This window comes from Lactiplantibacillus sp. B652 (assembly GCF_023806745.1).
In the GTDB taxonomy this organism is placed as follows: domain Bacteria; phylum Bacillota; class Bacilli; order Lactobacillales; family Lactobacillaceae; genus Lactiplantibacillus; species Lactiplantibacillus pentosus.
Genome location: NZ_JAMSKY010000004.1, coordinates 181,246 through 195,655, shown reverse-complemented (window position 1 = coordinate 195,655; position 14,410 = coordinate 181,246). Strand labels below are relative to the sequence as shown.

The following is a 14,410-nucleotide window of genomic DNA, read 5'->3' as shown; positions in this document are numbered from 1 at the left end:
GCCAAGATTTTGGACATTTTGTCCAATGTTTTTTCTGACACCTTGCCGAACAAAAAAGCCGCAGCCAAGCCCTTCATCAGGTGTCTGGCTGCGGCTAAGCGATTGCTTTAACGCAGTGGTGCTAAAAAATATGACGACCGCCGCTCAATTACTTTTGTGCCAATTGGGCTGTGATGGCAGTCACGATTTGTTCAGGCGTCAACTGAAATTCGTGCTTCAATTCCGTCGTCGTTTCCCGATCATTGAACCGTTTTGCGGCCCCGAAGTTCAAGACCCGCATCTCACTGTCACCATAGTACCGGCTGACTTTCTCACCAAAACCGCCACTAAGACTGGCTTCTTCAATCGTCACCACGAGTTGGTGTCCAGCCTTGAGTTGCGCCAAAGTGGCCGTATCAGGGTCCGAAATATCGCGTGGATCAATCAACGTGGCATCAATATCGTGCGCAGCTAATTGCTGTTGAACCGTCGCGGCTAATGGGAAGATGCTGCCGACACCGATTAAGGCCACTTGGCGACCCGTGTGTACCGTGTGCATCTTCAAGGCGTCAAAGTCTTGCAGTGGTGCGGACTGAACGTCATTACTTGGGACCCGAATTGCGACCGGGCCGTTATTTTGGTGCAACGCCCAGTGCATCATCGCACGCAATTCTTGCTTAGTCGTTGGTGCCAAATACGTCAGGTTCGGAATGTTGCTCAACATCGCAACGTCAAAAATACCTTGATGGGTCGGATCACCCGCATTGATGCGACCACCGGCAACCATAATCGTGACCGGCAATTTGTTGATGCCTAGGTCGTGCGATAACTGGTCATATGCCCGTTGGAGGAACGTGCCAGAATGAAAGACGATTGGCCGTAGCCCTTGTTGCGCCTGACCAGCAGCGAACGTAATCGATTCTTGTTCAGCAATGCCAACGTCGAAGTAACGGTGCGGATGTTTACGACCAAACCGTTTCAAATCATAAGTCCCTGGAACAGCCGCCGTAATCGCAGTAATTGGCGTCTCTGCGGCTAATTCATCTTCCAAGGTCGCGTGAATGACATCCGTATAAGTCTCCCCGGTATTTGGATGCAAGGTTGCACCACTAGCCAAGTCAAACGGCACATGCCAGTGAAAGGCCTCTTTATTGTCAATCGCGGGCTGATAGCCATGACCCTTCTCGGTGTGAACGTGCAAAACGATTGGGTGGTCGATATCCTTAACCGCCTTAAAGGCTGTTAGCATCGTTTCCAAGTCATTCCCGTTTTCCACGTATCGATAGTCCAGGCCGAAGTCTTTAAACAAGTTATGGCTGCTCGTCCCGTTCGATTCACGGAGTTCCCGTAGATTTTGATAAATACCGCCATGGTCCTCCGCAATCGCCATCCCGTTATCATTGACTAAAATAATCAGGTTCGACTTCAAGGTCGCCGCAATGTTCAGACCTTCCAGCGCTAAGCCACCGGACAAGGACCCATCACCAATGACGGCCATCACGTTACCCGTTTTACCTTCAATATCACGTGCAACCGCCATCCCAGTCGCGAGTGCGATTGACGTCGAAGTGTGACCGATATTGAAATAGTCGTGCGGACTTTCTTCAGGTGCCGTATAGCCACTAACATCGTCATAGTGGGCGGGATCTAACCATGCTTGCTTACGCCCAGTCAAAATTTTGTGCGTATAGGCTTGATGTGAAACGTCCCAGACGACTTTATCGACGGGCGAATCAAAAATCGTGTGAAAGGCAATCGTCAATTCAACAACGCCCAAGTTTGGCCCCACGTGGCCTCCAGTCTGACTGACTTTATTCAATAACACGTGTCGCAGCTCGTCAGCTAGCTGTGTCAGTTCCGGCAATGATCGTTTTTTAAGGTCTGCCGGTTGATCAATTGTTGCCAAAATAGGCGTTTCCATGTTTATCGCTCACTTTCTAATTCATAAGTCTGTTCATAGATTAGCACCTTAGAGCCACTCTAAGACAAGCATTTTGTTCAAGTTTTATGATTAAAATTATACCAGCATCAACCTAGCGACAATATGCCGTACGACTACGCACGTTGCGCTAGTTATGATTTGGTATTAAAAATGGTTGAAAGGTGCTGGTTCTCAAGTTCAAAAGCAGCCAGCTGAGAACCGCTGGAAACAAAACAAGTTAGCGTAAACCTGTCGTGTTGTTCGTCCTACACCGGCTTCCAGGTATTTCTGACAACGCTGGAACGCGATGGACACAGATTTAAGCCGAAAGCCCACGTCTTAAATACTGGTCTTCCACTAACCAAGCAAAGGACGCTTGCTAAGTGGAATTTCATCGCTGAGCATTGTCAGAAACACCTTCCAGCCTGGGTTGTATTCGAAAGGCAGACATGTGTGGACCCAACTTTTTATTGGATTAGTCTTTGATTCCTTGGTACACGGGAATTTTGATATTGAACTTTCAGATTGGTTTCTAACAATTGCTAAACGTTCTTAACCAGGTTTTAGCTTTTCGAATCAGCGACTCCACACAACTTGTCAGAACTTTTCCTAGTTATCTGAGATAGCAAAATCTTGAATTCTCAATGAAGATAATCTTATCGACTAAATCCAAGACCAGTTGCTATTGAAGTTGGTGGCATGCTGAGTGAATAATATTTGCTAATCTTCTCAGCAATTAAATGCCATAAGTCATTATCGATACTGATTAAGAGCTTTCCTGAAGTACCAGCCACCTAATATTCAGTGATCAATTGTACCCAGATAGGTGGCCGTTCATCCGCCATTCGAACGGCTTCCCGACTGTAGGGGCCGGCTGACAATGCTCAAGGGCGAAATTCTTCTTGTCCGGGTGGGTTTCCCGGGCTAGAAGAAGACTCGTATTTGAAATTGCGCAGTGGGTTTCTGCGTGAGTTCAAATCGATGTCCGCCCTGTTCCAGCATTGTCAGCCGGCCCCGGAAGTCGGATTAGGACGCATCTTTGGCTGACGAACAGGAATCCAACCAGCACCTTTCAACCATGATTCATGCCACATCAATGAGTACAATGCGTGACTAAGATATCAAATTATGCGCATCATAAAAATGACCGCTTCAAACCATCAGGCTTAAAGCGGTCATCGTTATTCCCAGACGTCATGCATAACTTACAGTTTGGGGGCGGACGGATTGACATAGCAATGCGTCAATGCGACTCTTGGGATACTTTGATTGTACCTGAGCCGCGCCCGCAATGATACTCGTCACAGTTGGTCCTATCGTTGACGTTACTAAGTGTGATTAATCGGTGTTCACCGATTGTAAGTAAACTAACTGGTCAGTTGAGATTTGTTCATATAACTGATTGCCCAGTTCAGCGCTATACGTCTTATTGGCCAACTGGTTCTGAATAAAGTTGTATTCCAGCTGAAAGGCTTCAATTAATAATTCATTTTGAACATCTTGTAAGTCCCGTTCTCCTGACAAGCGCCGGTGCCGTTCATCGTAGGCTCGACGGACGATACCGATAGCTTGCTGGTTTTCGGCAGTGATCGTCTTTGAGAGATAGGCCAGCACTGCATCATATGGCTGTTGTTCAATCGCACGCATCTGTTGCCACATTTCGCGATGACGCGACATCAATTCTGAGCGTTCTTGACCATGGCGCGCATGGTACTGACGGAAGGCTTTACGGCGAGCCCGGGCCTTCTTGGTTAGCGACCATTTGACCATTGCAAACCGGAAAAATAATTTAAACCGCTTGAAAAAGGTTTGCTGATTCTGGAGTCGCGTCTGGCTCGCCAAACGCATGTATTTATCTGCCGCTTGAGGCGTAATTTCATCGCGGTCGACCATTTGATTGATGGTCTGCTGTTCAACATCAAACGTGGCATCGAAGAGCTGCGACAATTCTGACCGTTTTGGCCGGCCATCCAGCGTCCGCTGCCCAGATAGGATTTCAATCACCTTACCCGTACCGACGTTATTGCCGTGGCGCGCCTGCATCAGTTGAATCGCATGAGTGACCATCTCCGCTTTGGCTGATGCTAACTCTTCTTCCGTCACTTTAACGGTTTGCTTCGGTAGCGTCAGCGGTAACAAGATCGTCGGTACCAGCAGGCTGGTCAAAATAACGACGGCGGCAACGAAAATAATGTCATTGCGGTATGGAAACGCACTGCCGTTGAGTGTTAGTGGCAATGAGAAGGCCATCGCCAGTGTAATCGTCCCGTGCACCCCACTGAGCCCCATCACAAACGCATTACGGGTCTTTTCGTGCGTATCCCAAGCACGAATACGGGCCAAATCAAACCGTGTCCAGAAGAACCGCACCAGGGTCATCACTAGATATAGTAGAACTCCTAAGCCGATTAATACGGCCACTGACCCGGTATCACGCTGTTGTAAATGTTTGATAACGCTCGGCAGCGACACGCCTAACAATACGAACACGATTCCGTTTAAAATACTAGCGACAATCGACCAGGTCGTCGACATCACGATTTGAAGTCGCGAAGTCGTCAGCCGTAACCGATCCGATTGCACGCCATGAATCAAACCAGTCGCCACCACGGCCAAGATGCCAGAAACGCCGAGAGATTCAGCTAAGAAGTAGACGACAAATGGTGTCAGTAACGTGTAAGGCACAATGACCGACGGCGTGTCCACACGCATATTGATCAACATGATTCGGATGGCGACGATGACGTATCCCAATACCAAGCCAACGATAATTCCACCAACAAAGACGTATAAAAAATTCGTAATTCCGTGCCAGACGGAAAATTGGCCCGTCACAATGGCGGCAATCGCCAGATTAAAGGCCACGATACCGGAAGCATCGTTAAAGAGCGACTCATTTTCCAGCGTCGTCATGACTTCATCAGGAATCGCCACCTTAGTCGTAATCGATGAAACGGCCACGGCATCGGTCGGCGTAATAATTGCACCCAAGGCTAACGCCAGTGCTAATGAAAACTCTGGAATCAGTTGGTGCGTCAGTATCCCGACAATGAAAATCGTGACGATTGCCAACACGACCGCTAACGACAAGGTCGTCCCAAATTGGTGACTCAACTTACGGACGTTCGTATTTTGCCCGTCATTGAACATGAGAATCGAAATAATCACAAATAAGAATATTTCCGGTTCCAGCTCGAAGTCTTGATATAACGGAATTAATGACAAAATTAATCCGGCCCCAATTTGCAAAAAGGCGACCGGGACTTGATTAAAGCGTGCATAGACGGCATTTGCCACGACGACAGCCGCGACGAGGAGTAGCACTAAGAAAACAGTTTGCACACCAAAAATCCTCCTTGATTTAGTTGTTCTTTAATTTTAACGCAACTCGCCAGATAAACACACATTGTGACTTTGATCTACGACACTGATTTCTCACCGGTAGTCGAGCATCTACACTGCGTTGGGGTATCTGTATCGGGTGGCTAACAGTCGTGCAATCGGGAATCCGTTGATTTGCTCGTGGCCTGCTGTTGCCCGTACCGGTATCACTCACCCTTTAGCCTAAGCAGTTTACGACCACGCCAACGAATCCCCCCAACCATTGACAATATAATTATCGATAAAATTATATTGGCGACCAGCCAACTCGCTGCCTTGCTTACTGTAAATATCTAACCAACATTAATTCACTTATGACGCGTTTGCTCCCCCACCCTTAATGATTGACAGGCCCCGTGAAGTTGTTTAGAGTAAAGCCATCTTAAGGGAGGTAATCGTGAAATGGCAACCAATCAAGCGTTACTCATTATTGATTATACCAACGACTTTGTGGCCGACGACAGGGCCTTAACTTGTGGCAAACCGGGACAGGCGCTCGCGCCGACCATTGTTCAACTTGCTGAAACAATGGCCAACAATGGTGACTGGGTGTTGCTCCCAACCGACGTCCACACGCCTAACGACCCGTACCATCCGGAAAGTCGCCTCTTTCCACCGCATAACGTTCGCAACACCTGGGGTCGTGAACTGTATGGCCCCTTGAAGACTTGGTTCGATAAGCATCAAGCCGATGATCAAGTCTGGCAATTCGACAAGACCCGTTATAGCTCGTTTGCTGGGACCGATTTGGACTTACGATTGCGCGAACGCCACGTCGATACGCTGCACTTAGTTGGTGTCTGCACCGATATTTGCGTGCTACACACTGCCGTCGATGCTTACAATTTAGGCTATCAGCTCGTGATTCATCAAGACGCTGTCGCTAGTTTTGATGCGGATGGACACGAATGGGCCTTACGTCACTTTAAAAACAGTCTGGGCGCCAAAGTTGTTTAGACGCTTTTAATCGCAAGTCAGTCGGTCACGTTAATTTCAGACTGATTGACCAGTCCAAAAAAACCACTGCGAATCCAACCGCGTGATGCGGTCAGTTCGCAGTGGCTTTTGCGGTTCGTTTTCAGTTAGTTCAGCGTTGGTTCAACCCATTTGTGTTGCATAAAGACATTAATCGCGCCTTCAACCAGAATGACGATCAGCATAATCAAGCTGCCAACCCATAGGGAATCGACCTGCCCCTGATTGACCAATTGACTCGATAAATAACTAATCATATTCATGAGGAGACTGGCTAAGCGGAAGGCCACGTAAATAACGACGACCGTAATAATCACATTGACAAACTGCTGACGGAATTTCGGTAAGAAGCCCTTTGCCGCGTTAGTAATAAAGTGGCAAGTCGCAATCGTACTCCAAATCAACAAGGTGACGAGCACGAGGACTAATAACGTTCCGAGGACGAACTTCGTCACACCGCTGGCACTAAATTGACTGAACAGAATTGAAGTTGTCGTTAGCCCACCCATCAAATCCTGCCAACCGATACCAATGGTGATTGCCATCAGAACCACTTGCAAGAGCCAAACATAAATAATATTGGCAAGTGACGCCACCAAGTTAATCGTATACATCTTCCAATCACTGACGGGCAATAACTGGAAGGTCCCTGACCGAAACGTCTTCTCATTAGCGACTGCCAACAAAATAAACCCGACGGCCAGTGGCAAAATCATCCAGGCACTTAAATTATAAAATAACGTTGCACCCGAAAAATTTCCTTTGATTGCGGTCCAGAGACTCGTGACCAAGACTGCAATGATTTCAACACCCACCAGGAGATTCATTTGTTTGAACCGTGGCCAGCTGAGTGCCTTAAAAAGTGACCAACTATTTGTCATCCGTCGCACCTCCCGTATACAACTGTTCATAATAGTCTTCTAATTCGATGCCATACCGATCACGAATTTCATCAGTCGCCTGATGCAACGTGATCGTTTGGTCTTTGACGACCACGATTTCGTCTAAGATCGGCGCAATTTCACTGACATAGTGGTCGCTGATGAGCAGAATGGCTTCATCAGGGGTCCACTTAATAATACTGTTGATGATTTTCTTACGACTCATGCTGTCGATACCACTGAATGGCTCGTCCAGTAAATAAACGGCCGCCTGACGACTCAGCGTCAGCGCAATAATCAGCTTTTCTCGGGTCCCCTTGGACAACTCGCCTAATTTCTGTTGAGCGTCGAGTTCCAAGAACGCCACCATTTCCTGATACCGAGTTGTATCGAAGTCTGGATAAACACTGGCATAAAATTTCGCAATCTGTTCTAATTTCATGCCGGTACTAAATCCGCTGAGGTGGTCCGTAAAACTGATGTGTTGTTTACGGGCAACCACGCCAGCTTCACCGTTGACCCGAATCTCACCGCGGCCTTTCGCCGTTCCCATGATGAGCCGCATCAGAGTCGTCTTCCCAGCCCCGTTTTCACCTAACAAGCCGACGATTTTTCCTGCTGAAAGTACTAATTGTACATCTTGTAAAATCTGCCGTTGATTGTGCTTGTACGCGACATTTTTAAGCGTCAATGTTGCCATTTGCGTCATCCTCCCGCTGTTCAATATATCGTTGCATGCGCTGAATGATGTCGGCATCATTCAAATTCAAAGCATGCAACTGCTGATAAGCTAGTACTAACTGCTCGGTCACTAATTCCGATTGTAATCGGGCAATCTTCTCTGGGTCATCCGTCACAAAATTACCTTTACCACGCTGTGACGTCAGCGTTCCCTCTGCAATCATCTCACTGAGGGCCCGTTGAACCGTATTGACATTAACAGTCAAATCTACCGCCAATTGCCGAACCGCAGGCAACTTAGCCCCCGGTGGCAATGACCCGTCAATCATTTCATGATACATGTGTTGCTTGATTTGATAGTAAATCGGCACCTTGTCATCGAATTTCAACTGATCGGCCTCCCTAGTGTTCTATTTATCTATTACAATATAACACGTTGGCTCATTAAATGCAATCCGACACTGCCATTACGTGTGATAGCGGTTACATTTTCGACTTGAAACTCACCCCAGTAGCGCTATACTTAAGTTAGCAGTAGACCACAATTGGTCATCATAACGCGAAAGGGATGGGGAAACATGTTAAAAAATGAAAATGCCATCGCTTTGACTCGGGCAATCGACGTGGCGTACAGTGATCCTGAAGTACGTGCAATTCCTGAATTATCTGAAGCCTTAGCTAAAGCCGCACAGGATTTGGATTGCGTGATGGATCATCATCAAGTTGCCAGCCGGTTGAACCACTTATTAACCACCTGGGGCAGCAATCATTCTCGGGGACCCGCTGTCTTAGACCAGCTCTATCTTGTCACCTTACAAGATGGCGTCGATGTCCCATGTCAAGTGCCATACCAGCGGGGCTAATCAGTCCGTTTTAATGACATCCATAAAAGCAATCAGCCGGCAAGATTTTGCGGGCTGATTGCTTTTTATTATATATAAATTAATTTTTTGCTTTAATTTAATCTTATTTTAATTTAAAATGGAATCATAACCTACTAATACTTCAATCCGGATTGAAATGGTATTACATGAAACCACCACTGTCGATTTGAAAGGTGGACTAATATGGTTATTGTTAAAAATATCTTAGCGGCCTATTTACGCGGTGGGCTCTTTTTCATTGCCGTGTACTATTTGATCACCGCTGACCCAGATGGCACACTGCAGCTCCATTGGACATGGCTTAATCTGTATTGGACGACTTCATTTCTGATTGCTTATCCATTACTGATTATCATCCGACCCCAAATCGGCCACCCACATCTCAAAACCAAATCACTTCGTTCCAAGTCTGCTGCAATAGAACGTCAACAGCCCTCAAACTTAGCCGATACCTACCATGACGCGACTAATCCAGTTAAAAGCCGACTGGCAATCGACGCTGCTAATCAACAGCGGGATGCTGACATCAGTTTGATTGCTGATATTTTTTATTGTGGGATACTAATTATCATTGCGTTACCGGCACTCATCCTAGTTGGCTTGTCTCACCTGATTCACCATCGACCAAATAAAAAAGTTTAGTCATTTTATTAACATCCAGTTTAAGAGTAATTGTCAGTATTAGTCTAGTTCAAACAGCCGCACATGCCGCAACGACCAACGAATCGGCCACCACAGTGACTCAGCCAACATGACGGATGCCGCTCGAAGTCAGTGCTGGCAGTGGTTATCACAATACTGATTGGCAGGACATGCGATAGACTGTCTTCAACATGATTGGTGATTTAGTAGTCACGCGCTCATTGTGCAATCCTCGTGTCTGCGTATCCATCATAATGACAATAATAACCTTTCGATTCAGGCCTGCGATGCAACTGAATCGAAAGGTTCTTTTATTTCAATCGACATATTGTGCTAAGAAACTAGCGATGTGACGCTTATACCGTTGATAATTCTGAGTAATCGCAGTCGTGTGCCCTGCGCCTTTGACGAGCCAGAGTTGCTTGGGCTGATGCGCATTGCGATACAGTTGTTTACCCATGCGGGTCGGCACGAAATCATCCTTCGTGCCACTGATAATCATAATCGGTAACCGGTTCTTACGAATCTGTGCGACCGCGTCTGCTTCCTTGAAGCTATAGCCCGCGCGTAATTTGGTAATCAGACTCGTCACGTTGACCAATGGAAATGCCGGCAAGTGATACAACTGGCCCGCTTGATAGCTGATAATGGCATCCGCACTGGTAAACGGACTATCCACCACGTACGCTTTGATCTGTGGAATCTGCCGCTCACCACTCGCCATGGTCATTCCAGCTGCGCCCATACTAATTCCACTCATCACGATTTGCTTGGTTGCCGTCCGTTTGACGACGGTTCGGGCCCATTGCAAATCATCTCGCCGCTCGAGCCAGCCATAACCGACCGCTTGCCCCTGACTGGCACCGCTCGCACGTGAATCGGGAACTAGGACATTATAGCCGAGCTCATGATACATGCCTGCCCAGGCACCCATCAATGATTTATTACCGGCAAACCCGTGTGCCAGCACCACCGTTTTGGTCGATTTCTTGGCGGGAATATACCACGCCACTAATCGCAAATGATCATGCGATTCAATTGTCCACGTTTGTTTCGCCGTATGTAAATACCAATATTTTTCATGATAGACCTGACTCTTTTTCGATAATTTCGTACTCTGAGTCACGAACGATTTGTCGCCCCTGGCAATCGCAACGTGATAAAAATAACTCCCCGCACCAATTAAGCCACCAGCAACTAACACCACCAGCACAGCTAGCGTTATCCACCACTTTTTCACACCTAACCACTCCTCGTATTTTGGCACTTCAAGACGACCCAAATCTGCGTCGTACAGCACCAAATTCCATAAATAACGGCCAAAACAATCGACAATCCAGCATAGAATCAAAAAACAGGACTCCTGGCCATCGTCAAAAATCTGCTTAAAGCAGGAAAATTTTGCCACTACTTCCATAATAACCGTTATAATTAAAGATAACTAGAACAGATTGAGGAGGCCAATATTCTATGCACTATTCAGAAACGTGGGATCTAGACAGCATTTTTGCCGGTGGCATCGATTCACCCGCATTAGCTGAAAAGATGACTACGATCAAACAACAATTAACCACGACTGCCGACGTTCTCGTTCATTGGCGGGCCGCAGCCGATACGCCGGATGCGGATTGGTTCACCCAACTCGTCAACAACTTGCAAGCGATTCAAGCCGGCATTGACCAAGCCACGGTCTTCGTTGTCGCCTACCAGTCTGCACACGCTGACGATACCAAGGCAGCGCCCCGACTGAATCAACTCTACCAACTCGACAATCAGCTGGATAATCTCTTGACACGCTTCAAAAAACAACTCGTGAAGTTGGATGCCAACACCTTTAAAGCACTCATCAAACAGCCGGCCCTAGCACCACTGGCTTTCAATCTCACTGAAATGCGCCAGCAAGGGTTAGCACTTTTAGATGACGATACAGAAGCCTTGATCAACAGCTTGGCCCTAGATGGTTTTCAAGGTTGGAGCGACCACTACGACACGCTGGTCAGTGCGATCAAGGTACCTTATACGGATGAAACTGGTCAGACGACGCAACTTTCAGCCGGGCAGGCCCAAAATATGTTAGCCGCTGCCATGCCAAACGAACAGCGCGCGCAATTGATGCGTAATTGGGAAGCGGCTTGGCAAGCGCACGCGGCCCCGTTTGCCGACACCCTGAACCACTTAGCAGGCTTTCGTCTGGCAAATTATCGCGCACACGGTACCGATGACTTTTTGAAAAAGCCACTCGAATTAAACCGCATGAGCCGTGCGACGCTGGATACGATGTACCAAGTCGTCGCCGACAGCAAGCACCTGTTACTCAGCTACTTGCAACGTAAAGCGCAACTCTTAGGCAAGTCACAATTGGACTGGCAAGATATCGAAGCCCCGCTCGCCTTAGGGGAAATACCAAGTCAGACTTATGACCAAGCTGCCGACTTCGTGATTAAGAATTTCCAGCAGTTCAGCCCTAAGATGGGAGCGCTCGCTAAACACGCCCTAGAAAATCGGTGGGTCGAAGCCGAGAATCGGCCGAACAAGCGTCCCGGCGGCTACATGGAAAACTTGCCTGAAACACACGAATCCCGCATCTTCATGACGTTCACTGGCTCGCCCAACGACACGGCAACGCTCGCGCACGAACTTGGACACGCCTTTCATGGTAGCGTGATTCAGGATTTACCGCTCTGGCGTCAGGATTATGCGATGAACGTCGCAGAGACGGCCTCGACTTTTGCAGAACTGATCGTTGCCGACGCGAGCTTCAAAGCTGCAGACGACACCAAAGCCAAGTTGACCTTGCTCGATGCCAAAATGCAAAACCCGCTTGCAATGTTCTTGGATATTCGCGCTCGGTACTTGTTTGAGACCCGCTTCTATGAAGCCCGGCAACACGGCATCGTCACGCCAGACGAGCTCTCACAGGTGATGCTGAACGCGCAACAAGAAGCGTACGGCAACGCTTTGAGTACTTATCATCCAATGTTTTGGGCCAGCAAGTTACATTTCTACATCGACGACGTACCGTTTTATAATTTTCCTTATACCTTTGGCTACCTCTTCAGCCTTGGAATTTACGCACAGGCGAAGACCCAACCGGACTTTGAAGACCGCTACATCGCTCTACTACGGGATACGGCCAACATGTCGACCGAGGACTTAGCTGCCAAGCACCTCAATGTGGACTTGACTAAGCCCGCGTTCTGGCAAGCTGGCGTCGCCCTAATCAAACGGGATATTGATGAATTTATGGCCCTATCCGCACCGCTAATCTAACAGAATGGAAGTGAGCATATGTTTCCAGAACGTTTACGCGCCCTTCGACGAGGGCAAAAAATGACCCTGGCCCAACTCGCGACCGCGCTCAATCAGATGCCCGCCGCTGAACAGACGACTCGCAAAAATACCGCAGCTCAAATCGGCAACTGGGAACGTAATTTACGGACCCCTTCCTACCTAGAAGTTCGTAAATTAGCCGAGTTTTTTAACGTCACCACTGACTATTTATCAGGAAAATCGGACCAAGAAGAATACGACCTCGGACGGATTTTTTTATCTGGCAAACCACTGACGTTCAACCAGGAACAACTGTCCAGTGAAGACCGTTATGAACTATTTCAACTGATGGACGGCTACTTACATGGCCGTCAACACCGGGCCACGACGGATGTGGTCGGTCAGGAAGAATTAGATCTACATTTCGATGACTAGGAGTTATTATGAATCCCAAGAAATTAAAACAACTCAAAAAACGGGCGAAACAACAATCCGTGACCCCCTATATTCAGCAAATGACGCGTTACCGCACGTTGTTTAAAGACGACCCGCAAATCCTCGTGCTGATCAATAACGTGCTAGAAGCAGACCGGCTATTGGCCGCTGGATTGGCACCGCAACAACTACCGGTCTTAGAAGTGCCGGATGACTTTCAGGATCAGCTGTTTGCACGCATCAATCAACAGTACCCACTGGGCGACCCGGCTGGTGATGCCGCGTGGAACCAATTGTCAGCGGCCCTGCCAAAGGTCGACAAATTGTTGCGTGATTTCCGAGATTATTTGGAAGCGCAATACGGCATGTGGGCCTACATCAGCGCCCCATTTCTCAAAGACTTAGCTGATTTCACTGGTAATGCCCCGGTGTTAGAAGTCATGGCTGGCAACGGCTACATTTCAAAGGGGCTCAAGCGGCTGCATCCCAGTCAGCCAATCTACACGACCGATTCTAAGGATTGGACGCACGAGACTGGTAATCAAACGGGACGCCACCCGGTCACATCGATTGAAGCACTGGATGCTGTCAGTGCCTTTAAACAATACGCCGGGTCCATCAAGTACGTTATCATGGCCTGGTCACCCGACAAATTGACCATTGATTGGGACCTTTTACAGGCAATGCGCCAAGATGAGCACGATATTCCACTGATTGTCATTGGTGAAAAGTACGGTGCAACTGGTTCCAAGCAATTCTGGGACGAAGCGACCTATCAAAACGACGATGCAGTGACCAAATTAAATGCCCATTTTCGGCGATTTGATCTGATTCACGATCAGGTCTACGTCGTCCGCTAACGCCCTCATTACTAATGCGCTAAATTAATCAAAACGAGCTTTCGGAATTTTTTCTGAAAGCTCGTTTTTTGCAGCTTATTTCATATTGTGTGTTGACAAAAGCAGCGTCGCTTCCGCTCCCATCAGTTGTCAGTATTCTGGATTATAAATCTAACTGCTTCAACTGTGCTAATCCCGCTACCAGTGACGCCCGCGATATTCCCCCGCTGGCGAGGTTCTGGTCATCAAATCGGTTGAGTGTCGCGTAGAACCAGATGCCTAACTTCAAGAATTCTGAGGCCGTCATGGCGTATTGTAACGCTAGCAACCGGTCTGCGGCTTGCGCATAGGCGTGCTTGTCGATTAATTGTGTCAGTTCGACTTGGTGCGGTAACGGTTTATCTTGTAACTCTGGAAAGACGACTTGGGTCTCACCACCCTTACGACGACTCAAAGTGTATCCCAGCCCCGTCGCAAATGCGCGCAACTGCCGCATCAACCAATCACTTTCATCTTGCATGG

The 14,410-nt window shown here is 47.9% G+C and carries 13 protein-coding genes; 6 read left to right on the top strand and 7 right to left on the bottom strand.

Features of this window, described 5'->3' with window-relative positions; genetic code table 11:
- Positions 1-148: 148 nt before the first annotated feature.
- Together MZO40_RS07380 and MZO40_RS07375 are read right to left on the bottom strand one after the other, a co-directional pair.
- Positions 149-1,900: a 1-deoxy-D-xylulose-5-phosphate synthase gene (locus MZO40_RS07380; RefSeq protein WP_105961470.1), complete on the bottom strand. Its 1,752-nt coding sequence runs from the start codon at positions 1,898-1,900 to the stop codon at positions 149-151.
- Between the two features lie 1,338 nt (positions 1,901-3,238).
- On the bottom strand, positions 3,239-5,242 hold the full coding sequence (locus MZO40_RS07375) for a Na+/H+ antiporter (protein ID WP_105961469.1): 2,004 nt from the start codon (positions 5,240-5,242) through the stop codon (positions 3,239-3,241).
- Between the two features lie 441 nt (positions 5,243-5,683).
- On the opposite strand from MZO40_RS07375, the gene MZO40_RS07370 reads away from it, so the two are divergent.
- Positions 5,684-6,238, top strand: coding sequence for a cysteine hydrolase family protein (locus MZO40_RS07370; RefSeq protein WP_252133194.1), 555 nt, complete (start codon positions 5,684-5,686; stop codon positions 6,236-6,238).
- A gap of 125 nt (positions 6,239-6,363) precedes the next feature.
- On the opposite strand, the gene MZO40_RS07365 is transcribed toward MZO40_RS07370, so the two are convergent.
- From MZO40_RS07365 to MZO40_RS07355, 3 genes are read right to left on the bottom strand one after another with little or no spacing between them, the layout of a single operon-like run.
- Positions 6,364-7,137, bottom strand: a complete 774-nt coding sequence (locus MZO40_RS07365; RefSeq protein ID WP_050339575.1) for a hypothetical protein — start codon at positions 7,135-7,137, stop codon at positions 6,364-6,366.
- Positions 7,127-7,837 (bottom strand): ABC transporter ATP-binding protein, encoded by a 711-nt coding sequence (locus tag MZO40_RS07360; protein WP_082230298.1) that lies wholly within the window; start codon positions 7,835-7,837, stop codon positions 7,127-7,129. Before MZO40_RS07360 ends, MZO40_RS07365 begins: the two co-directional genes overlap by 11 nt.
- The gene (locus tag MZO40_RS07355; RefSeq protein ID WP_105961468.1) at positions 7,818-8,207 is read right to left on the bottom strand and encodes a GntR family transcriptional regulator; all 390 of its coding nucleotides are present in this window, start codon (positions 8,205-8,207) and stop codon (positions 7,818-7,820) included. Before MZO40_RS07355 ends, MZO40_RS07360 begins: the two co-directional genes overlap by 20 nt.
- Before the next feature lie 189 nt (positions 8,208-8,396).
- Between MZO40_RS07355 and MZO40_RS07350 the strand changes: the two genes are divergently transcribed.
- Together MZO40_RS07350 and MZO40_RS07345 are read left to right on the top strand one after the other, a co-directional pair.
- Positions 8,397-8,681 (top strand): bacteriocin immunity protein, encoded by a 285-nt coding sequence (locus MZO40_RS07350; protein ID WP_050339580.1) that lies wholly within the window; start codon positions 8,397-8,399, stop codon positions 8,679-8,681.
- Between the two features lie 204 nt (positions 8,682-8,885).
- On the top strand, positions 8,886-9,344 hold the full coding sequence (locus MZO40_RS07345; protein ID WP_105961467.1) for a hypothetical protein: 459 nt from the start codon (positions 8,886-8,888) through the stop codon (positions 9,342-9,344).
- A 316-nt stretch (positions 9,345-9,660) separates the two neighbouring features.
- On the opposite strand, the gene MZO40_RS07340 is transcribed toward MZO40_RS07345, so the two are convergent.
- Positions 9,661-10,584, bottom strand: a complete 924-nt coding sequence (locus MZO40_RS07340) for an alpha/beta hydrolase (RefSeq protein WP_105961491.1) — start codon at positions 10,582-10,584, stop codon at positions 9,661-9,663.
- A 230-nt stretch (positions 10,585-10,814) separates the two neighbouring features.
- On the opposite strand from MZO40_RS07340, the gene MZO40_RS07335 reads away from it, so the two are divergent.
- From MZO40_RS07335 to MZO40_RS07325, 3 genes are read left to right on the top strand one after another with little or no spacing between them, the layout of a single operon-like run.
- Positions 10,815-12,614, top strand: a complete 1,800-nt coding sequence (locus tag MZO40_RS07335; RefSeq protein WP_122217766.1) for a M3 family oligoendopeptidase — start codon at positions 10,815-10,817, stop codon at positions 12,612-12,614.
- An 18-nt stretch (positions 12,615-12,632) separates the two neighbouring features.
- Entirely contained in the window at positions 12,633-13,049 is a 417-nt protein-coding gene (locus tag MZO40_RS07330; RefSeq protein WP_003639358.1) for a helix-turn-helix domain-containing protein, read from the top strand.
- Between the two features lie 8 nt (positions 13,050-13,057).
- Complete coding sequence (locus MZO40_RS07325) at positions 13,058-13,909, top strand: SAM-dependent methyltransferase (RefSeq protein WP_105961466.1); 852 nt, start codon at positions 13,058-13,060, stop codon at positions 13,907-13,909.
- A 142-nt stretch (positions 13,910-14,051) separates the two neighbouring features.
- Here the strand turns inward: MZO40_RS07325 and MZO40_RS07320 are convergent, their stop codons facing one another.
- Positions 14,052-14,408 (bottom strand): DUF6483 family protein, encoded by a 357-nt coding sequence (locus MZO40_RS07320; RefSeq protein WP_088770949.1) that lies wholly within the window; start codon positions 14,406-14,408, stop codon positions 14,052-14,054.
- Between the last annotated feature and the right edge of the window lie 2 nt (positions 14,409-14,410).

Excerpts from the sequence above, each read along its gene's own strand:
- MZO40_RS07380 (WP_105961470.1), bottom strand. The coding sequence starts at position 1,900 with ATGGAAACGCCTATTTTGGCAACAATTGATCAACCGGCAGACCTTAAA.
- MZO40_RS07370 (WP_252133194.1), top strand. The coding sequence starts at position 5,684 with ATGGCAACCAATCAAGCGTTACTCATTATTGATTATACCAACGACTTT.
- MZO40_RS07365 (WP_050339575.1), bottom strand. The coding sequence starts at position 7,137 with ATGACAAATAGTTGGTCACTTTTTAAGGCACTCAGCTGGCCACGGTTC.
- MZO40_RS07360 (WP_082230298.1), bottom strand. The coding sequence starts at position 7,837 with ATGGCAACATTGACGCTTAAAAATGTCGCGTACAAGCACAATCAACGG.
- MZO40_RS07350 (WP_050339580.1), top strand. The coding sequence starts at position 8,397 with ATGTTAAAAAATGAAAATGCCATCGCTTTGACTCGGGCAATCGACGTG.
- MZO40_RS07345 (WP_105961467.1), top strand. The coding sequence starts at position 8,886 with ATGGTTATTGTTAAAAATATCTTAGCGGCCTATTTACGCGGTGGGCTC.
- MZO40_RS07335 (WP_122217766.1), top strand. The coding sequence starts at position 10,815 with ATGCACTATTCAGAAACGTGGGATCTAGACAGCATTTTTGCCGGTGGC.
- MZO40_RS07330 (WP_003639358.1), top strand. The coding sequence starts at position 12,633 with ATGTTTCCAGAACGTTTACGCGCCCTTCGACGAGGGCAAAAAATGACC.
- MZO40_RS07325 (WP_105961466.1), top strand. The coding sequence starts at position 13,058 with ATGAATCCCAAGAAATTAAAACAACTCAAAAAACGGGCGAAACAACAA.
- MZO40_RS07320 (WP_088770949.1), bottom strand. The coding sequence starts at position 14,408 with ATGCAAGATGAAAGTGATTGGTTGATGCGGCAGTTGCGCGCATTTGCG.